At 64.9% G+C, this 18,387-nt stretch carries 19 protein-coding genes and 1 riboswitch; of the genes, 9 read left to right on the top strand and 10 right to left on the bottom strand.

Features of this window, described 5'->3' with window-relative positions; genetic code table 11:
• Positions 1-4: 4 nt before the first annotated feature.
• Positions 5-337, bottom strand: a complete 333-nt coding sequence (locus tag FXB41_RS35445; protein WP_035994586.1) for a hypothetical protein — start codon at positions 335-337, stop codon at positions 5-7.
• 110 nt (positions 338-447) lie between these two features.
• Positions 448-852 (bottom strand): hypothetical protein, encoded by a 405-nt coding sequence (locus tag FXB41_RS35440; RefSeq protein ID WP_219685018.1) that lies wholly within the window; start codon positions 850-852, stop codon positions 448-450.
• A 229-nt stretch (positions 853-1,081) separates the two neighbouring features.
• On the opposite strand from FXB41_RS35440, the gene FXB41_RS35435 reads away from it, so the two are divergent.
• From FXB41_RS35435 to FXB41_RS35425, 3 genes are all read left to right on the top strand, one after another.
• A complete protein-coding gene (locus tag FXB41_RS35435; RefSeq protein ID WP_007602200.1) occupies positions 1,082-1,315 on the top strand; it encodes a hypothetical protein in 234 nt (77 codons plus the stop codon).
• Between the two features lie 33 nt (positions 1,316-1,348).
• On the top strand, positions 1,349-3,364 hold the full coding sequence (locus tag FXB41_RS35430; RefSeq protein WP_219685016.1) for a pyrroloquinoline quinone-dependent dehydrogenase: 2,016 nt from the start codon (positions 1,349-1,351) through the stop codon (positions 3,362-3,364).
• Between the two features lie 224 nt (positions 3,365-3,588).
• On the top strand, positions 3,589-3,882 hold the full coding sequence (locus tag FXB41_RS35425) for an HdeA/HdeB family chaperone (RefSeq protein WP_007602202.1): 294 nt from the start codon (positions 3,589-3,591) through the stop codon (positions 3,880-3,882).
• 112 nt (positions 3,883-3,994) lie between these two features.
• On the opposite strand, the gene FXB41_RS35420 is transcribed toward FXB41_RS35425, so the two are convergent.
• Positions 3,995-4,459, bottom strand: coding sequence for a PaaI family thioesterase (locus FXB41_RS35420; protein ID WP_007602203.1), 465 nt, complete (start codon positions 4,457-4,459; stop codon positions 3,995-3,997).
• 361 nt (positions 4,460-4,820) lie between these two features.
• Between FXB41_RS35420 and FXB41_RS35415 the strand changes: the two genes are divergently transcribed.
• Together FXB41_RS35415 and FXB41_RS35410 are read left to right on the top strand one after the other, a co-directional pair.
• Positions 4,821-5,132, top strand: coding sequence for a hypothetical protein (locus tag FXB41_RS35415; RefSeq protein WP_219685015.1), 312 nt, complete (start codon positions 4,821-4,823; stop codon positions 5,130-5,132).
• Between the two features lie 104 nt (positions 5,133-5,236).
• Positions 5,237-5,491 carry a hypothetical protein gene (locus tag FXB41_RS35410; protein WP_219685014.1) on the top strand — a complete coding sequence of 85 codons (255 nt, stop codon included), beginning with the start codon at positions 5,237-5,239 and terminating at the stop codon, positions 5,489-5,491.
• An 8-nt stretch (positions 5,492-5,499) separates the two neighbouring features.
• On the opposite strand, the gene FXB41_RS35405 is transcribed toward FXB41_RS35410, so the two are convergent.
• Entirely contained in the window at positions 5,500-5,733 is a 234-nt protein-coding gene (locus FXB41_RS35405) for a DUF6894 family protein (RefSeq protein WP_018456379.1), read from the bottom strand.
• Between the two features lie 160 nt (positions 5,734-5,893).
• Entirely contained in the window at positions 5,894-6,082 is a 189-nt protein-coding gene (locus tag FXB41_RS35400; RefSeq protein ID WP_007602208.1) for a hypothetical protein, read from the bottom strand.
• Positions 6,083-6,342: 260 nt separating this feature from the next.
• On the opposite strand from FXB41_RS35400, the gene FXB41_RS35395 reads away from it, so the two are divergent.
• Positions 6,343-6,600, top strand: coding sequence for a DUF2798 domain-containing protein (locus FXB41_RS35395; protein WP_219685013.1), 258 nt, complete (start codon positions 6,343-6,345; stop codon positions 6,598-6,600).
• Positions 6,601-7,328: 728 nt separating this feature from the next.
• Here FXB41_RS35395 and FXB41_RS35390 read toward each other — a convergent pair.
• Positions 7,329-7,496, bottom strand: coding sequence for a hypothetical protein (locus FXB41_RS35390; RefSeq protein WP_219685012.1), 168 nt, complete (start codon positions 7,494-7,496; stop codon positions 7,329-7,331).
• Between the two features lie 290 nt (positions 7,497-7,786).
• Here FXB41_RS35390 and recA point away from each other — a divergent pair, with 290 nt between their 5' ends.
• Positions 7,787-8,875: a recombinase RecA gene (recA, locus tag FXB41_RS35385; protein WP_007602214.1), complete on the top strand. Its 1,089-nt coding sequence runs from the start codon at positions 7,787-7,789 to the stop codon at positions 8,873-8,875.
• A 102-nt stretch (positions 8,876-8,977) separates the two neighbouring features.
• Here recA and FXB41_RS35380 read toward each other — a convergent pair whose 3' ends face one another.
• The 4 genes from FXB41_RS35380 to gcvT all read right to left on the bottom strand — a co-directional run bounded on the left by FXB41_RS35380 (position 8,978) and on the right by gcvT (position 14,009).
• Entirely contained in the window at positions 8,978-9,298 is a 321-nt protein-coding gene (locus FXB41_RS35380; protein ID WP_219685011.1) for a hypothetical protein, read from the bottom strand.
• A 136-nt stretch (positions 9,299-9,434) separates the two neighbouring features.
• Complete coding sequence (gcvP, locus tag FXB41_RS35375) at positions 9,435-12,299, bottom strand: aminomethyl-transferring glycine dehydrogenase (RefSeq protein WP_219685073.1); 2,865 nt, start codon at positions 12,297-12,299, stop codon at positions 9,435-9,437.
• A gap of 181 nt (positions 12,300-12,480) precedes the next feature.
• Positions 12,481-12,849, bottom strand: a complete 369-nt coding sequence (gene gcvH / locus FXB41_RS35370) for a glycine cleavage system protein GcvH (protein WP_007602218.1) — start codon at positions 12,847-12,849, stop codon at positions 12,481-12,483.
• A gap of 11 nt (positions 12,850-12,860) precedes the next feature.
• On the bottom strand, positions 12,861-14,009 hold the full coding sequence (gene gcvT, locus FXB41_RS35365) for a glycine cleavage system aminomethyltransferase GcvT (protein WP_219685010.1): 1,149 nt from the start codon (positions 14,007-14,009) through the stop codon (positions 12,861-12,863).
• 142 nt (positions 14,010-14,151) lie between these two features.
• Positions 14,152-14,240: riboswitch (glycine riboswitch) on the bottom strand.
• 222 nt (positions 14,241-14,462) lie between these two features.
• Between gcvT and alaS the strand changes: the two genes are divergently transcribed.
• Together alaS and FXB41_RS35355 are read left to right on the top strand one after the other, a co-directional pair.
• A complete protein-coding gene (gene alaS / locus FXB41_RS35360; RefSeq protein WP_219685009.1) occupies positions 14,463-17,156 on the top strand; it encodes an alanine--tRNA ligase in 2,694 nt (897 codons plus the stop codon).
• Between the two features lie 4 nt (positions 17,157-17,160).
• Positions 17,161-18,387 (top strand): cyclic nucleotide-gated ion channel, encoded by a 1,227-nt coding sequence (locus FXB41_RS35355; protein ID WP_219685008.1) that lies wholly within the window; start codon positions 17,161-17,163, stop codon positions 18,385-18,387.

The raw sequence follows: 18,387 nt of genomic DNA, 5'->3' as shown, positions 1-18,387 counted from the left end.
TTGATTACCAGCGGTCCCCGCCGACACCGACGCCAACACTGACGCCGGGCGCGCGGATACCGACGCCGCCGCGCGGACCATCGTCCCAGTCGCGATAGGTGCGGCGCTCATAGTAGCGGTCGCGCGGCATGGTCGCATAGGAGTCGCGCACGATCACGCGCGAGCCGCCGCGGGTGCGATAGCAATTGCCGGAATCGTCGCAGACCAGCCGCACTTGCTGGACGAGATCGGGGCTGGTGTATTCGCTGGTCGTATAGACGTCGGCGGCCTTCGCGCCGCTCACCGCTGCCAAGGCTCCGACACCAGCCAGCAATGCAATCGTGAATGTCCTCATCATGTCCTCCTCGAAACTGCCCTCGGCGGTAACAAGAAGGGGAGGCCATGATCGTTCCGGCCAAATTACAGGTTTTTCCCGGAACCGGATCGATGTTCGGCTTGATCTGCTTCCTAGATCGGCTCGTAGCTTTCCGACCCGCAGATGTCGTCCGCTTCGGCGCGGCGGCGATCGACCACCTTTCCGCCCGATATGGTCACGATGTAGGTCTGTGGCCCGAGCGGCGATCCGGTCGCCGAGGTGAGCTGGGCGCGGACGCAAGCTGTCCAGCCCGGTCCCCGCACCTCACGATGGGGTGAGGCGACATGCACCTCACGCGGATAGGACGTGCTGAGGAAGACGAATTCGATCTGCTCGCGCACGACGCGTTTGACGTCGGGGGCCGCTTCGGGCGGCGGCTGCTCGGCCTCCTTCATGCGCATGAACTCGGGCACCGGTGCGCGGCTGTCGGCAAAGCCGCAGGCCGCGAGCGCGAGCGCGCTGGCCAGCAGCGCGGCGTGAGCAATAATCCGTAACATCCGTGAAGGTCCCCTGCGGGCCAAAATATAGGCACGAATGCGATCCGACGAAGACCCGGCCAACCAAGATTTGCTGAAGCCAGGATTTCTTGAAGCCAAGATTTCCTGGAGCAAGATTCCTGGAGCAAGATTTCCTGGAGCCAGAATTTCCTGAAGCCCTGGACCCCGCGGCATTGGCTATTCCATAATTGCCGGCTAGTTTGTACCCCAGACGAGGGGGATTGCGCCCATGAGGATTTTGGTCATAGCGGCCGCCGTGCTGGCGCTGGCGGTTGCCTCCGCGCAGGCGCAGATGGGCGGCGGCAGGCGTCAGCCTAACGAGGGCGGCCAGAAGGCGGACAACAAGCCCAAGGTCGACGAGAAGGCCTACAAGGCCGCGCTCGAGCGCATTCCCGAATCCAAGGAGAAGTACGACCCTTGGAGCGGGGCGCGTCCGCCTGAACCCGCCAAGAAGCCGAAATAGGTGAGGCGGGCGCTGGCGACCCGCCCCCGGTATTTGGCAGCTCTCATCACGCTCCTCTTGTTTTCGGCGCGGCCAGGCCTCGCCTGGGAGAGCTGGGGTGGCGATCCCGGTGGCTCGCGCTTCTCGCCATTGCGAGAGATCACGCCCGACAATGTCGGCAACCTGGTTCGGGCCTTCGAATTCCAGACGGGCGATCTCGCGGCGCGGCCGCCCGGAGTGATGCGGCGAACCAAATTCCAGGCGACGCCGCTGTTCGTCGAGGACAGCCTGGTCTTCTGCTCGCCTTTCAACGAGGTGATTGCGCTCGATCCCGGCACGGGTGCGCAGAAATGGCGCTACGATCCGAAGATCGCAATCAACCAGCGTCCCGCCAACCGCTACGTCTGCCGCGGCGTCACCTACTGGATCGACGATGAGGCGCCTGCGGATGCCGCATGTCGATCGCGTATCTTCATGGGCACGAACGATGTTCGCCTGATCGCGCTCGATGCGAAGACGGGTATCCCCTGTGGCGGATTCGGGGAGGGCGGTGAGGTCAGGCCCGATATCGGCATGAAGCTGGAATGGCCCGGCGAATTCCAGATCACCTCGCCGCCGGCGGTCGGCCGCGGCGTCGTCGTGGTCGGCTCCGCGATCGGCGACAACCGCCGCGTCGACGCGCCGAGCGGTGTGGTGCGCGCGTTCGATGCGCGTAGCGGTCAGCCGCGCTGGACGTTCGAGCCGCTCAAGCGCGACGGCATCGAAGCCGGTCACGCCAATGTCTGGGCGCCGATGTCGGTCGACGCGGCGCGCGGACTGGTATTCCTGCCGACGTCCTCGCCGTCGCCGGATTTTTGGGGCGGCAAGCGGCCGGGCAACAACGAGCATGCCAATTCGGTGGTCGCGCTGCGCATTGAGACCGGCGAACTCGTATGGGCATTCCAGACCGTGCATCACGACGTCTGGGATTACGATCTTCCGGCGCAACCGACGCTCACGCGCATCGACACCGGCGAAGGTCAGCGCGATGTCGTGATCCAGCCGACCAAGCAGGGCTTTGTCTTTGTGCTCGATCGCGATACCGGCAAGCCGGTGTGGCCGGTCGAGGAGCGCAGCGTTCCGCAGGGGGCCGCGGAAGGTGAACGGCTGTCGCCCACGCAGCCATTCCCGACGCATGTGCCACCGCTGATGTCGCAAAAAATCTCGACTGAGGATGCGCTCTCGCTCGTTCCTGGCCTGCGCCGCTCAGCTTGCGAGACGCAGTTTGCGGAGGCACGCAACGAGGGCCTGTACACGCCACCCTCAACGCAAGGCACGCTGGAGTTTCCCTTCACCGGCGGCGGCGTCAACTGGGGCAGCGCAGCCTTCGATCCCGTCAACCAGGTCCTCTATGCCAACACCAGCCGGGCCGTTCATCTCATCAAGCTGATTCCGCGGGCGGAGGCGGCCGGATTCGATCCTCCGCCCGGTCATGATTTCGGCCAGCAGAATGGTGCGCCGTTTGCGATGTCGCGTGCGGTGGCAATGTCGCCGCTCGGGTTTCTTTGCAACAAGCCGCCCTGGGGCGAGATGGTCGCGGTCGATCTGAAGGCGGGCAAGATCCTCTGGCGTTCGACGGTCGGCACCACCGAGGATCTGGCCCCGCTCGGCGTGCCGCTGCCGTGGGGTGCGCCGCTCGTCAACGGGCTCGCTGTCACGGCAGGCGGGCTCGTCTTCACCGGAGCGATGGACGCCTATTTGCGCGCCTTCGACGCGCGCAGCGGCAGTGAGCTGTGGCAGGGTCGGCTGCCCGTGCCCGGCGTCGCCAATCCGATGACCTATTTCTGGAAGGGCGAGCAGTATGTCGCGATCGGCGCCGGCGGCCACTCCGAGGCAGGCACCTCGATCGGCGACAGCGTCGTTGCGTTTCGCCTGGCACGGCCCGGCGAGGGGCCGTCGTTATGGTCGCGTACCATCGATCGTCCCGGTGGGCGATTTTTTGCGGCATCATCGGCGATCGCGCTCGCGATTATCGCGCTCGTGGTTGCAGGACTGCGCTGGCGGCGCCGAGGTCGTATCGCGCGAACATGACGCAGCATCGCGCGCGATGCGAACCATCATTCACATCATATGCACTACTGTACGAAAGCGAGGCCGATGCGCCTCTCGCTGCGCCAATTACGTTGAACTAAATTCAATACTGGCGCTACTTGCACAGCGCTTCAGATTTCGTTTACGACGTCGAACCGGAAGTCACTCCGCCGATTTTCCCCCAAGCCGTTCCTTTGTGGCGCTACGCGCCGATGGAGATATTGATGAAGACCACGTTTTCGCTTCTGTTCGCCGCAGCGCTCTCGCTGTCGTCCATGCCCGCCCACGCCACCAAGCTCGATCTCGCGACCATGAGCTGCAAGCAGTTCTTGGAGAGCGGCGACGACACCATCAAGATGGTGCTGACCTGGATGGACGGCTGGTACAAGGGCGACGAAGAGAACGCGATCATCGACACCGACGTGTTCGTCGAGAACGCCAAGCAGTTCGGCAGCTATTGCGGAAAAAATCCGAACGTCAGCATCGTCACGGCGGCTGACGAAGTGCTCGGCAAGTAACGTCTCCCGCGTGACGGCGCGAAGCGCGATCGCGCTTCCTGTCTCGACATGACGCCATCGAGAGCCGCGGTGCGCTTTGCGCTCACGCGGCTTTCCTCTTTTCGGCTGATACTCAACCCGGCAGCATCGCGAACGCGCTCGACACCATCGCCACCGGCTTGTTGTCGGTGGCCGAGAGCAGCGTGACCCGGCCAAAGCTCATGCTGCGTCCGAGCCGCACCACGCGGGCGTCGGCCAGCACGTCCGACGAGGAGACCGCGCGCATGAAATGCGTGGTCTGGTCGACCGTCGTCATCGGTCGATAGCCGCGGTTGGCGGCGAGGTTCGCGATCACCATCGCGGTGTCGGCGAGCGCCATCAGCGCTTGGCCGCAGACCACGCCGCCGTTGCGGCACAGGCGCTCCGAGAACGGCATGCGCAGGAGCGCTGCCGGCTGCCAGTCCGGCACGTCCGGCGGCGGCAGGTGCTCGATGCGCTCGACCGACAGGTTGAGATCCTGGACCCAGGGCGCAAAGACCTCGCCGAGGATGCGTCGGGCCTCAGTGATGCCGAACTCGGCTTCTGGCTGCGATGGCATTGCTGTCGTTCCCTCCGTATTGTCGGATGTTCGGCAATCCGAGCAGACCGGCGCGGCAAAGTCACCCGGCCTGCCGCGGGTCCCGGTCGGCTTGAAAATGCCCGACTTCGCCCGGTATGATGCCACGGAGTGGGTATGGGTGGGTGATGTTGCGTCGGTATGTCCTCGTGTTTTGTCTGGCCGGGCTCGGCCTGTTGCTGAACGGGTGCACCAAGTGCGGCCCGATCTGGGACGACTGGCTCCACGCGCCGAAATCGTGCAAATCGGACCGGCTCTAGCGGGCCGAGCGGCCCTTGCGGTTGTGGCCGGGGCGACAAGGCGCGGGCGACCCGTGCCGCCATGGATGATCAAGGAGCCAATGATGAAGCTTTTCCCTATGGCCGCGGTGCTGGCTGTTCTGGCGGGACCGACCGTGCTGGCGGGACCGGTCTATGCGCAAATGCCCAATCTCAATTTGCTGCAGGAGGGGCCTGGCAAGACCCCCGAGGAGAAGGCCGCGGAAGCCGAGCGTGACAAGGCCTACAAGGAAACGCTGAAGAAGATACCGGATTCCAAGGCCTCCAACGATCCCTGGGGCGGCATGCGCTCCGACCCGCCGAAGCAGGCGGCGGCGCCAAAGGCCTCGGCCGCGACCGGTGCGCCGAAGAAGAAGTCCGGCACGTCTGCCAATTGACCATCTGCCCGATCGGAGGCGGTTGATGCCTCCGGCCGGGACTCCTCTTCGGTCGGCCTGCTTCCTACATTGCGCGAGAGCGTATTGCGTAAAGGAGGCGGGACATGGCCGATCGTCCGCGGGATCTCGCCGAGCGGATGGCGCGCCGGCGCACGATGGGCGGCAAGCCCGGCGCGACGGCCGGCGACGGCTATCTGCGCGAGACCTTCACGCTGCCGCGCGCGGCGGCGCGGGAAAGGGCGCAGGCTTTCTTCGCCCGCTACCCCAAGGCCGGCTACATGAGCGCGGTCGAGACTTGGCGCGAGCTGCCCGGCGGCGACATCGAATTCACCATGCGACGGCTGCCCAGCGCGGATTAGGCCTGGCCCTATTCGAAGGTCTCGGATGTGATGCGGATCCGGAACACGGGCTCCTTGGCCTCGTCCAGCAGCTCCATGTTCCATTCGGAATTTTCCTGGAGCTTGCGGGCGATGCCGGCGGCCATGTCGGCGCAGACGCTGGTCATCTCCTTCCAGGCCAAATCGCGATCGGCAAATTCCGACGCCTGGTCGGCGCAGCCGGAATAGCGGCCGTTCCGGATGCGAAAGAAGTAGAGCGGCATGGTTCGTACCGATCGCGCCTGATGGCTCCGTCCCCACGGCCAAATTCGCGGGCAGTCCAATCCTAAACCATCGGCAGATCAATTCCGGGCGGCTACGGAATAGCCCATGGACGCGGCTGCGCCCCTGCCAGCCATGCTACGACGATCTCGGTCCGGCCGCTCAGGTCGCGTTGCGCCCGATCGCCTTCAGCTCCCGATCGATGCGCAGCTGCACCCGCCGGATCGCCAACAGATCGATCTTGGTCTCGGTCCTGCCGGTCTTGATCTGCTCGCCGATCCGGAACTGCCACTGCCAGATGCCGGGAAGTGCCGTCTTGGCGACGGTGAACTCGATGCCCCTGTGATTCATGGCCATCTCCCACGATTCACTTCCATCCCTGAGAACATGCTGGGCGGCATAATATTCCAGGAAAGGCTAAATCTGTCGGTAAGCCCCGGATAGCGCACGGCTATCCCGCAAACGCACGCGCTGCCGCCCAGCGACGGCGCGAGGCCTCTCCGTGGTTCTCCGGCCAAGAACAGAGTTCCTGGGATGGGTAAGGGCGCCTTCCGGAATGCGGCGGCATGTGCCTTGCTTGGTCCGATGACGGTCAGCAACATGGGCGCGTCATGCTGGGCATTCCCCGCCGCTATTCTCATTTCGTGTTTGGAATCATCCAGTCCGGACTGACCTCGCTGATCGCCGCGGGCATCGCCAGCTTTCCCGTAGCGAACGCGCTGGACTTCCTCGCGCACTGGCTCGTGTCGTGGCTGATCGCATGGGCGGCGATGCTGCCGATCGTGCTGCTCGCGGCGCCGGTGATCCGCGCCTTCTCGCTGCGCCTGACGCAGGAGGAGGGCGGTTCGCAAACCGGCCGGCCGGCATGAAATCGGCAAGAAAATCCGAATGAAAATCAGCATGAAAAAACCCCGCTTGGGAGAACCAAGCGGGGAGAAGGTTATTGGAGGCTGAGGTGCTGGGCTGCAACACCATAGCCAGGCGACCCTAGCCGGCTCAGCTTACGACAGCCTGACAAGGCCCGACGGTGGCAGCGAAAGCCGGCGGAGCTCGGGGGCCGCACACTGGCCCTGCACCGGTCCCAATTTCGACATCCGTTCGCACAACTCAGGACACAACCGCAGGCGAGATTTCGCAGCGACGGTGCTGCCATGGGGGAAACGTGGCGTGCCGGCAACGGGGTGGCATCATGGACAACGTAGAGCGGTCATTCGCCGCCGCGACGGCGGCTGGCTTCGTCGTGCTGGTGATCGGCATCGGGTTGCTGGTTCTGCTGTAGGCGGTGTTGGGTGCCGGAGACGGCTTCCGGGGGCCGAAAGGGCCGTGCGCGCCTTTCAAAAACGCGAAAACAACCCCATGCACAGTAGCCCGCCCACAAATTCCGTCGTGCCATCAATGGCTTACTGGTAGTATTTAGATACCATATGGGCACGGACTCGCCTCCATGGCCGTCCGAATCCCGATTCCCGTGCCGATTCCCTGAGATCAAAGGGCGCTGCTCCGGGATCGTCGCCAGCGCGTTGCCGCTGGCAAACACCGCCGCCTGCCGAGTCGGCAAGCGGGCCTCGGTCAGCTCCTAAGCGCTCGTCCTCGCGGCCTAATGAACCTTGATCGCGTCCAGCGGCAAATGCAGCTCGGCGGCACGCTCTTCGCGATCCTTCTTGCGGAACTCGTTTTCCTTGCGCTCGAACTTGATCATCTCCTCCCGCGCCGCCTCCAGCAGCGGATTGCGCCGGGTCGTATCGTGATGCGTGTTGTTCGTCATGACTGAGGTCCCCAGAGTTGCGGTCCCGTCCAAGAGTCCGATGCAAGACTCCCATGCAAGAGTCCCATCCCAGAAAAGGCCGCAGACCGCGAAAAGGTTCGGTGCCGCAGGATTACGGAATTCTGACGGCGCGCAGCTCATCCGTCTTTGATGCGCGTCATTTAACGCGCAAATCCGCAAAAGAACATATTGCGAACCTAGAACAAATGGGGTACATTGATTTTATCGCCGCGCCGCCTCGCCAGCCGTTTGTCCCTCTAGCGAATCCTCGCCATAAGGAGCACGACCCAATGTCCACCACTGCCCTGCGTATCGTCGAAGGATCTTCCATGGACAAGAGTAAAGCTCTGGCCGCCGCGCTCTCCCAGATCGAGCGGCAGTTCGGCAAGGGCTCGGTGATGAAGCTCGGCAAGAACGACCGCTCGATGGACGTCGAGGCGGTCTCCTCGGGCTCGCTCGGGCTCGACATCGCGCTCGGGATCGGCGGCCTGCCGAAGGGGCGCGTCGTGGAGATCTACGGGCCGGAATCCTCGGGCAAGACCACGCTGGCGCTGCACACGGTGGCGGAAGGGCAGAAGAAGGGCGGCATCTGCGCCTTCATCGACGCCGAACACGCGCTCGACCCGGTCTATGCGCGCAAGCTGGGCGTCAATATCGACGAACTCCTGATTTCCCAGCCGGACACCGGCGAGCAGGCGCTGGAAATCTGCGACACGCTGGTGCGCTCCGGCGCGGTCGACGTGCTGGTGATCGATTCGGTCGCGGCCCTGGTGCCGAAGGCCGAGCTCGAGGGCGAAATGGGCGATGCGCTGCCGGGTCTGCAGGCGCGTCTGATGAGCCAGGCGCTGCGTAAGCTGACGGCGTCCATCAACAAGTCCAACACCATGGTGATCTTCATCAACCAGATCCGCATGAAGATCGGTGTGATGTACGGCTCGCCGGAGACCACCACCGGCGGCAACGCGCTGAAATTCTATGCCTCCGTCCGCCTCGATATCCGCCGCATCGGCGCGATCAAGGAGCGCGACGAAGTGGTCGGCAACACCACGCGCGTCAAGGTCGTCAAGAACAAGCTGGCGCCGCCCTTCAAGCAGGTCGAGTTCGACATCATGTACGGCGAGGGCGTCTCCAAGATGGGCGAGATCCTCGATCTCGGCGTCAAGGCCGGCATCGTCGAGAAATCCGGCGCCTGGTTCTCCTATGACAGCCAGCGTCTTGGCCAGGGCCGCGAGAATTCGAAAGCGTTCCTGAAGGCCAACCCCGACATCACCGCCAAGATCGAGACCTCGATCCGCCAGAACTCCGGCCTGATCGCCGAGCAGATCCTCGCCGGCAGCCCCGAGCGTGACGCCGACGGCGAGGAGCCGGGGGACGAGTAAGCTTCAACAGTAGAGTTTTTCGCGAGGAGCGGGCGCTGAGGACGTTGAGTTGCCGACGTCTTCGGCGCCTGTTTCCGTTTTGTGATACACGAGATACCCGGATCAGTTGGTGAGGCCGGGATCGCCGTGAGTTGGAATCAATCCGAGGTCATTGCTGCTCGCCAGATCGTTATTGAGACGGCGAAAGGCATACTTTCCGGAAGCGTCTCTCCGTTGGAAGGTGCCAGGGCAATTGTAGGGCATAGCTTCAAGGCCCGCCTTGAAGACGATCCCGATATCTCCCCTTTCGTCGGAATTGCATCGGAGACCGAATCCTTGTCCCTCGGACGCGAAAGAGCTCACTGGCAGGCGCAGGCGCTCGCTGATCTCCAGGACCAGATCGATAGATCCCAGGCCTGGGCGCTCACGGTTGCGAGCACTCATTGCGAGAGCCTTGTGGCCCGAGCGGGAAGCCTCATGCGTTGGCCCGACGGTTAGAACCCGTAGGCGCAATCAACCACTGGTCGTTTGCGTTGAAGCTGAAGTGGTGGGTTACGCTGCGCTAACCCACCTACGATCGTCACTCCGCCGCTTCCGCGTAATCGCTCACCGGCGGGCAGGAGCACACCAGATTGCGGTCGCCATAGACGTTGTCGACGCGCCCGACCGGAGACCAATATTTGTCCGTGCGCGAGGTGCCCGCGGGGAAGCAGCCCTCGGCGCGGGTGTAGGCGCGCTTCCAATCGTCGTCAGCGATATCGTGCACGGTGTGCGGGGCGTGACGGAGCGGCGAGGCCTCGATCTTGAAGCGGCCGGCTTCGACCTCGGCGATTTCCTTGCGGATCGCGATCATGGCATCGCAGAAGCGATCGAGCTCCGCCTTGGATTCCGATTCGGTCGGCTCGATCATCAGCGTGCCCGGCACCGGGAAGCTCATGGTCGGCGCGTGGAAGCCGTAGTCGATCAGGCGCTTTGCGATGTCGTCGACGGTGACGCCTGAGGTCGTCTTGAGCGCGCGGGGATCGACGATGCACTCATGCGCGACGCGGCCTTTCTCGTTCTTGTAGAGCACCGGGAAGTGCGCATCGAGCCGCGCAGCCACGTAGTTGGCGTTGAGGATCGCGATGTCGGTGGCGCGCTTGAGGCCTTCGCCGCCCATCATCAGGATGTAGATGTAGGAGATGGTCAGGATCGAGGCTGAGCCGAACGGCGCTGCCGAGACTGGGCCGACCGGCGCATTCCCATCCGTCGCGGGATGACCCGGCAGGAACGGCTTAAGGTGCGCCTTGACGCCGATCGGGCCCATGCCCGGGCCGCCGCCGCCATGCGGGATGCAGAAGGTCTTGTGCAGGTTGAGATGGCTGACATCGGCGCCGTAATCGCCGGGCCTGCTCAGGCCGACCTGCGCGTTGAGGTTGGCGCCGTCGAGATAAACCTGCCCGCCATGGCCATGCACGATGTCGCAGATCTCGCGGATGTGCTCCTCGAACACGCCATGCGTCGAGGGATAGGTGATCATGACGGCGGCGAGGTCGTTCGAATGCTTCTCGGCCTTGGCGCGGAGATCGTTGACGTCGACGTCGCCGTTCTTCTCGCAGGCGACCACCACCACGTCCATGCCGACCATCGCGGCCGAAGCCGGGTTGGTGCCGTGGGCGGAGGAGGGGATCAGGCAGATCTTGCGGTGGGTCTCGCCACGCGCCGCGTGATAGCCGCGGATGGCCAAAAGCCCGGCATATTCTCCTTGCGCACCGGAATTCGGCTGCAGCGAGATCGCGTCATAGCCGGTGATGTCGCACAGCCACTTCTCCAGGCGCGCGAACAGCGCGTGGTAGCCCTTGGCCTGCTCGCGCGGGGCGAAGGGATGCAACGAGCCGAACTCGGGCCAGGTCAGCGGCATCATCTCGGTGGTCGCGTTCAGCTTCATGGTGCACGAGCCGAGCGGGATCATCGCGCGATCGAGCGCGAGGTCGCGATCGCTGAGCTTGCGCATATAGCGCAGCATCTCGGTCTCCGAGCGATGCGCATGGAAGACGGGGTGGGTGAGGAAGGAGGTCGCGCGCTTGAGCGCCTCCGGCAGCGCCTCACGCGTGGTCGCGTCGATCTCGGCATAGGCAAGCTGGCCACCGAAGGCGCGCCAGACCGCTTCCACCGTCGCGGGCGTCGTGGTCTCGTCGAGCGCGATCCGCAAGCTGTCGTCGCCAACGCCGAGATTAATCTTCTCGGCGGCCGCTCGCGCGACGATCTCGGCACGCTTCGCGCCTGTAACCACGCTGAGCGTGTCGAAGAAGCTGTCGGACTGCAGCGCAAAGCCGAGCTTGCGCAGGCCCGCGGCGAGCACCGCCGTGCGGCGATGCACATTGCGTGCGATCTGGGTCAAGCCTTCGGGGCCGTGATAGACCGCATACATCGAGGCGATTACGGCGAGCAGCACTTGCGCGGTGCAGATGTTGGAGGTCGCCTTCTCGCGCCGGATGTGCTGCTCGCGGGTCTGCAGTGCGAGGCGATAGGCAGGCATCCCGCGCGAGTCCACGGAGAGGCCGACGATGCGGCCGGGCAGCGAACGCTTCAGCGCATCGCGCACCGCCATATAGGCCGCGTGCGGCCCGCCATACCCCATCGGCACGCCAAAACGTTGCGCCGAGCCGATAGCGATGTCGGCGCCGAGCTCGCCGGGCGAGGCGAGCAGTGTCAGCGCCAGCAGATCGGCAGCGATGATCGCAAGCGCGCCCTTGGCCTTCAGGCTGGCGATCGCGGGCCTGAGGTCGCGCACAGCGCCCGAACTGCCCGGATATTGCAGCAGCGCGCCGAGCACGTCTGATTTGTCGAGATGGGTGAGGGGATCGCCGACGATCAGGGTCCAGCCGAGCGGCTCCGCGCGGGTGCGCATCACGGCGAGCGTCTGCGGATGCACGTCCTTGTCGACGAAGAAGGCTTTTGCTTCAACTTTTGAGTGCCGCTCCGCGAGCGCCATCGCTTCCGCGGCCGCGGTCGCCTCGTCGAGCAGCGAGGCGTTGGCGACGTCGAGCCCGGTGAGATCGCAGATCATGGTCTGGAAGTTGAGCAGCGCCTCCAGCCGGCCCTGGCTGATCTCGGGCTGGTAGGGCGTGTACGCCGTGTACCAGGCCGGGTTCTCCAGAATGTTGCGCTGGATCAGCGCAGGCAAGATCGTGCCGGAATAGCCTTGGCCGATCAGCGAGGTGAAGACCTGGTTCTGGGCGGCGAGCTCGGCCATATGCGCGATCGCTTCGGTCTCGCTCAAGGGCTTGCCGAGATCGAGTGGGGCGGCCTGCCGGATCGAAGCGGGAAGCGTCTGCGCCATCAGCGCATCGACGCTGTTCGCGCCGACGGCCTCGAGCATCGCGGTGACGTCGCGCGTGGAGGGGCCGATGTGGCGGCGAACGAAGCTGCTGGTGTCGCCGTTGGATTTGCGGTGTGCGGTCATCATGGGTCCTCGCTTCAGATGTTCTTGTCGCCGTCATGCCCCGCCTAGTGCGCACTTGCGCACGGGGGCGGGGCATCCAGTAAACGCAGCCGCTTCGGCTAGGGCCGATGGGCCGCGGCGTACTGGATCGTCCGCCTTCGCGGACGATGACACCGAATATGAGGTCAGAGTTCGCATCATCTCACGCCGTGTGGGCCTTGTACGCCGCTTCGTCCATCAGACCGCCGAGCTCGCTCTTGTCGGCCATCTTGATCTTGAAGAACCACGCCTTGCCCTGCGCGTCCGAGTTTACCAGCGCCGGCTCGCTCGCGAGCTCGGGGTTGGTCTCGAGCACCTCACCGCTAACAGGCGCGTAGACGTCCGATGCGGCCTTGACGGACTCCACGACGGCGGCGGGTTCGGCCTTCTTCAGCGTGCGGCCGAGCTTGGGCAATTCGATGAACACGACGTCGCCGAGCTGCGATTGCGCGTAGTCGGTGATGCCGACGGTGGCGACATCGCCGTCGATCGCGAGCCATTCGTGGTCGGTGGTGTACAGCGTCGTGGTCATTTTCTCAGTCCTCAGCGTTTGTAGGTGTTTTTCACGAAGGGCATGGCGGCGATTTGCACGGCCAGGCGTTGGCCGCGCACCTCGGCGAAGAGTTTTGTGTCGAGCGCGCTCAGGCTCGTGGGCACATAGCCCATCGCGACCGGCGCATTCAGGCTCGGGCCGAAGCCGCCCGAGGTGACCTTTCCGATCGGCTCGCTGGAGGTTGCGTCCGCAAACAGCAGCGCGCCCTCGCGCACCGGCGCGCGGCCCTCGGTGCGCAGGCCGACACGGCGGCGGGATGCGCCGTGATCGAAATGAGCGAGAATCTTTTCCGCGCCGGGGAAGCCGCCGGCACGCGCGCCGCCGGTGCGGCGACTCTTCTGCACCGACCATTCCAGTGCGGCCTCGACCGGCGTGGTCGCGGTATCGATGTCGTGGCCGTAAAGACAAAGCCCGCCTTCGAGCCGCAGGCTGTCACGGGCGCCGAGCCCGATCGGCATGACGTCCGGATTGTCCAGCAGGGCCCTGGCGAGCCGCTCGGCGCCGCCGGCAGGAACCGAAATCTCGAATCCGTCCTCGCCGGTATAGCCGGAGCGCGAGACGAAGCAGTCGAGGCCGGCGACCTTGTGCGGGCCCGAATCCATGAACTTCATGGCGGGCGCCTCTGCACATAATTTCGCCAGCGCGGATTCCGCCTTCGGCCCTTGCAGCGCGATCAGCGCGCGGTCGGCAAGCGAATCGATGACGCAGGCGTCGGACAGATTCGCGCGCAGATGCGCCTCGTCCTCGGCCTTGCAGGCGGCGTTGACGACCAGGAAGAGGTGATCGCCGAAATTGGCGACCATCAGATCGTCCAGAATCCCGCCCTCGGCATTGGTGAACTGGGCGTAGCGCTGCCGGCCAGGCGCGATCGCCAGAATATCCTGCGGCACCAGCCGTTCCAGCGCGCGGGCGGCGTCCTCGACCTTGCCCGATCTCGGCCTGAGTGCGATCTGGCCCATGTGAGAGACGTCGAACAGGCCGGCTGCGTTGCGGGTATGAAGGTGCTCCTTCAGGACTCCGGCCGGATATTGCACCGGCATGTCATAGCCCGCGAACGGCACCATCTTGCCGCCGAGCGAGACATGCAGGTCGTAAAGGGGTGTGCGTTTCAGGGAGTCTTTGTCGTCACGCGCAAGCATCGGGGGGCCCTCGGCGGTTCCCCGGGAACGATTTCCCGTGGACACCAGTCGAAGCCCCATCTGTCGCTGTGCCTGAGAGTATTATCCCGTCGGCGGACGCCATCCGGGTTAAGCCGGTCGGCGCCTCTTTCCAGATGCTGTCAAAGCCACGCGGTCCGTTTGCCTGAGAGTTTCCGGGGCGGTTGCTCCTTCGGCGCCGGCACCAGTGCCGGTCTCTCCCGACGTGGCCGTACGATACAGATGGGTAAAGACCACAGGCCGGCCAAGCCTGTCAACGCGGCATCGACGGCTTTCCAACGGATTACGCGAGTGCGGCAACGCCTTGATCTGTCTGCACAGTTTCTGGACAGCGAAGCTGGCCTTGTCTAAAAGCGCTTTGACCCGCAGATATCAGCCCAAACTCGCGGTTTGGATGGCTGGAAGGCGGGTGCAAGCACACCCGATTGGATGAACATGAGCGGCGTCAACGAGATCAGGTCGACCTTTCTGAACTTCTTTGCCGAGAACGGCCACGAGATCGTGTCGTCCTCGCCATTGGTGCCGCGCAACGATCCGACCTTGATGTTCACCAATGCCGGCATGGTGCAGTTCAAGAACGTCTTCACCGGCGTCGAGAAGCGGCCCTATCAGCGCGCCACCACCTCGCAGAAATGCGTCCGCGCTGGCGGCAAGCACAACGACCTCGACAATGTCGGCTACACCGCGCGCCATCTCACCTTCTTCGAGATGCTCGGCAACTTCTCCTTCGGCGACTATTTCAAGGAGCGCGCGATCGAGCTGGCCTGGACGCTCATCACGAAGGAATTCGGGCTCAAGAAGGACAAGCTGCTCGTCACGGTCTACCACACCGACGACGAGGCGGCCGGACTGTGGAAGAAGATCGCAGGCTTCTCCGACGATCGCATCATCCGCATCCCGACCTCCGACAATTTCTGGGCAATGGGCGACACCGGGCCGTGCGGGCCGTGCTCGGAGATCTTCATCGATCGCGGCGAGCACATCTGGGGCGGGCCTCCGGGCTCCCCGGAGGAGGACGGCGATCGCTTCCTCGAATTCTGGAATCTCGTCTTCATGCAGTACGAGCAGGTGACGAAGGAGGAGCGCGTGCCGCTGCCGCGTCCCTCGATCGACACCGGCATGGGGCTGGAGCGCATGGCCTGCATCATGCAGGGCGTCGACAGCGTGTTCGAGACCGACCTGTTCCGTCATTTGATCGACGCGACCGCGTCGGCTCTCGGAAGCGGACCGGACGAGAAGACCGTGGCCTCGTTCCGCGTCATCGCCGACCATCTGCGTTCGTCGGCCTTCCTGGTCGCCGACGGCGTGCTGCCCTCGAACGAGGGCCGCGGCTATGTGCTGCGCCGGATCATGCGCCGCGCGATGCGCCATGCGCAGCTGCTCGGTGCGCAAGAACCGCTGATGCATCGCCTGGTCTGGGCGCTGGTGCGCGAGATGGGCCAGGCCTATCCCGATCTGATGCGCGCGGAAAATTTGATCGAGGAAACGCTGCGGCTGGAAGAGACCCGCTTCCGCAAGACGCTGACGCGCGGCCTCGCCATTCTCGACGAGAAGAGCGCGTCCTTAAAGAAGGGCGACATGTTCGACGGCGACGTCGCCTTCACACTGTACGACACCTACGGCTTCCCGCTCGATTTGACGCAGGACGCGCTGAAGTCGCGCGGCATCAGCGTCGACCAGGCTTCCTTCACCGATGCGATGGAGCGTCAGAAGGCCAAGGCGCGCGAATCCTGGAAGGGGTCTGGCGAAGCGGCTTCCGAGGCGATCTGGTTCCCGCTGCGTGAAAAGCTGGGGGCAACCGAATTCCTGGGTTACGAGACCGAGAGCGCCGAAGGCGTGGTGACCGCGCTGGTCAAGGACGGCAGGGAAGCCACGAGTCTCAAGGCCGGCGACACCGGCGCGATCGTGCTGAACCAGACGCCGTTCTACGCGGAGTCGGGCGGCCAGGTCGGCGACACCGGCGTATTGACGGGCGAGGGCGGCATCAAATTCCGCGTCACCGATACGCAGAAGAAGCTCGGCGATTTCTTCGTTCACGTCGGCACGGTCGAGAGCGGCGAGCTCAAGCTCGGCACCGCGCTGCAGCTCGAAGTGGATCACGGCAGGCGCTTTTCGATCCGCGCGCATCACTCGGCCACGCATCTCATCCACGAGGCGCTGCGCCAGGTGCTCGGTGACCACATCGCCCAGCGCGGCTCGATGGTCGCGCCGGATCGGCTGCGTTTCGACTTCGTGCATCCGAAGCCGATCACGGCGGAAGAGCTCGCGCGCGTCGAGGATATCGCCAACGACGTGGTGCTGGAGAATGACGAGGTCTCGACCCGCGTCATGGGCGTGGACGAGGCCCGCGAGGCCGGCGCACGCGCGCTGTTCGGCGAGAAATATGGCGACGAGGTTCGCGTCGTCTCGATGGGCCGGACCGCGCGCGAGCGCGGCGCCAACGCGCTCGGCTGGTCGGTCGAACTCTGCGGCGGCACGCATGTCAGGCGCACCGGCGATATCGGCCTGATCACGCTGACCGGCGAGAGCGCGGTTGCCTCCGGCGTGCGCCGCATCGAGGCGCTGACCGGCAACTACGCGCGCAAGCACGCCAACGAGACCATGGCGCTGGCGAAGACGGCGGCCAACGAACTGCGCACCTCGATCGACGACGTCCCGGCGCGCATCAGTGCCCTGATGGAGGAGCGCAAGAAGCTCGAGCGCGAACTCTCCGACGCCCGCAAGAAACTCGCGATGGGCGGCGGTGCGGCTGCGAGCAACGGCGCGGCCTCCGGCGTGCGCGAGGTCGGCGACGTCAAGCTGATGGCGCGCGCGGTCGAGGGCATCGAGATGAAGGATCTCAAGAGCCTTGCCGACGACGGCAAGAAGCAGATCGGCTCCGGCGTCGTCGCCATCGTCGGCGTGACCGAGGACGGCAAGGCCGGCGTCGTGGTCGGCGTCACCGCGGATCTCACCTCGCGCTTCAATGCGGTCAATCTGGTGAAGGTCGCCTCCGAAGCGCTCGGCGGCAAGGGCGGCGGCGGCCGGCCCGACATGGCCCAGGCCGGCGGCCCCGATGGCGCGAATGCGGCCGCGGCGCTCACGGCGATCGAAAAAGCCATGACTGAACAAAAATCGGCCGGCGCGTAGCCAGGTGCGCCCCGTTCCGCGAGGGCGTGGCTCAACTGATCCCAATCTGAGGGATCGCCTCTACGAATTGCTGGAGCACGATCCGCTGGCCTACTCGGTCGGGTCGCGCTTCATCCAGCTGGTCATCGGCGTCATCGTGCTGGACGTCGCTGCGATGATCCTTGCCTCGGTGCCGGAGCTGGATGCGCAGTTCGGCGCGCTATTCGCGGGCATCTCCATCCTCTCCGTGATCGTATTCGCGCTGGAATATGCCGCGCGGCTGTGGACGGTGGCGGGCCATACCCAGCGCACGGCGTCCGCGCTGTCCGACCGGCTCGGCTATGTGTTCTCCGCACTCGGCATCATCGATCTGCTCGCGTTCCTGCCGGCTGCGGTCGTGCTCGCTACGGGCCGGCATGCGACGCTGGCAGCCCTCGGCGTGCTGCCGTTCTTCAAGCTGGTGCGGTACTCGCCGGCGATGCGTTCGCTGCTCGCGGCCGTGCACGCCGAGCGGCGGGCGCTGATCGGCTGCATCGTCATCCTGATCGGCGCGGTTCTGACGTTTGCCTCGCTGCTCTACGCCATCGAGCGCGACGTGCAGCCCGACAAGCTCGGCACCATTCCGCAGGCGATGTGGTGGGCGATCGTGACGCTCGGCACCGTCGGCTATGGCGACGTCGTGCCGGTGACGGCGCTCGGAAAGTTCATCTCCGTCTTTACCATCATCAGCGGCTTTGCCATGATCGCGCTGCCGGTCGCGATAATCTCGACGGCCTTTGCGGAAGAGGTGAAACGGCGCGACTTCGTGGTCACCTGGGGCATGCTGGCGCGGGTGCCGCTGTTCTCGCATCTCAGCGCATCCGAGATCGCCGACATCATGCGGCTGCTGCGGGCGCGCACCATCGAGCAGGGCGAGATATTGGTGCGGCGGGGCGATGCGGCTTCGTCGATGTACTTCATCACCGCCGGCGAGGTCGAGATCGCGCTGCCGAACCAGCAGGTGCGGCTCGCGGATGGCACCTTCTTCGGCGAGATCGCGCTGCTGCATAAGACAAAACGCAGCGGCACGGTGACGGCGACGCGCAAGACCCGGCTGCTGGTGCTCGATGCCCAGGATTTTCACGCCCTGATCGAACGCATGCCGACGCTCGCCGCGCACGTCCACAAGACGGCGAAGGCGCGGCTGGAGGGCAGCGGCGACCTTGCCGTGGCGGAGCTGGCGCAGGCGGAGCGCGAAGGCACCGACCGCTGA

The organism is Bradyrhizobium canariense, from assembly GCF_019402665.1.
Lineage (GTDB): Bacteria > Pseudomonadota > Alphaproteobacteria > Rhizobiales > Xanthobacteraceae > Bradyrhizobium > Bradyrhizobium canariense.
This window is presented reverse-complemented; position numbering and strand designations above follow the sequence as displayed.

Excerpts from the sequence above, each read along its gene's own strand:
- FXB41_RS35380 (WP_219685011.1), bottom strand. The coding sequence starts at position 9,298 with ATGAGTGCTCGCAACCGTGAGCGCCCAGGCCTGGGATCTATCGATCTG.
- FXB41_RS35425 (WP_007602202.1), top strand. The coding sequence starts at position 3,589 with ATGAAGACCACGTTTTCGCTTCTGTTCGCCGCAGCGCTCTCGCTGTCG.
- FXB41_RS35420 (WP_007602203.1), bottom strand. The coding sequence starts at position 4,459 with ATGCCATCGCAGCCAGAAGCCGAGTTCGGCATCACTGAGGCCCGACGC.
- gcvH (WP_007602218.1), bottom strand. The coding sequence starts at position 12,849 with ATGACCACGACGCTGTACACCACCGACCACGAATGGCTCGCGATCGAC.
- FXB41_RS35410 (WP_219685014.1), top strand. The coding sequence starts at position 5,237 with ATGGCCGATCGTCCGCGGGATCTCGCCGAGCGGATGGCGCGCCGGCGC.
- FXB41_RS35445 (WP_035994586.1), bottom strand. The coding sequence starts at position 337 with ATGATGAGGACATTCACGATTGCATTGCTGGCTGGTGTCGGAGCCTTG.
- FXB41_RS35435 (WP_007602200.1), top strand. The coding sequence starts at position 1,082 with ATGAGGATTTTGGTCATAGCGGCCGCCGTGCTGGCGCTGGCGGTTGCC.
- recA (WP_007602214.1), top strand. The coding sequence starts at position 7,787 with ATGTCCACCACTGCCCTGCGTATCGTCGAAGGATCTTCCATGGACAAG.
- FXB41_RS35390 (WP_219685012.1), bottom strand. The coding sequence starts at position 7,496 with ATGACGAACAACACGCATCACGATACGACCCGGCGCAATCCGCTGCTG.
- FXB41_RS35415 (WP_219685015.1), top strand. The coding sequence starts at position 4,821 with ATGAAGCTTTTCCCTATGGCCGCGGTGCTGGCTGTTCTGGCGGGACCG.
- FXB41_RS35395 (WP_219685013.1), top strand. The coding sequence starts at position 6,343 with ATGCTGGGCATTCCCCGCCGCTATTCTCATTTCGTGTTTGGAATCATC.
- gcvP (WP_219685073.1), bottom strand. The coding sequence starts at position 12,299 with ATGACCGCACACCGCAAATCCAACGGCGACACCAGCAGCTTCGTTCGC.
- alaS (WP_219685009.1), top strand. The coding sequence starts at position 14,463 with ATGAGCGGCGTCAACGAGATCAGGTCGACCTTTCTGAACTTCTTTGCC.
- FXB41_RS35440 (WP_219685018.1), bottom strand. The coding sequence starts at position 852 with ATGTTACGGATTATTGCTCACGCCGCGCTGCTGGCCAGCGCGCTCGCG.
- FXB41_RS35400 (WP_007602208.1), bottom strand. The coding sequence starts at position 6,082 with ATGAATCACAGGGGCATCGAGTTCACCGTCGCCAAGACGGCACTTCCC.
- gcvT (WP_219685010.1), bottom strand. The coding sequence starts at position 14,009 with ATGCTTGCGCGTGACGACAAAGACTCCCTGAAACGCACACCCCTTTAC.
- FXB41_RS35405 (WP_018456379.1), bottom strand. The coding sequence starts at position 5,733 with ATGCCGCTCTACTTCTTTCGCATCCGGAACGGCCGCTATTCCGGCTGC.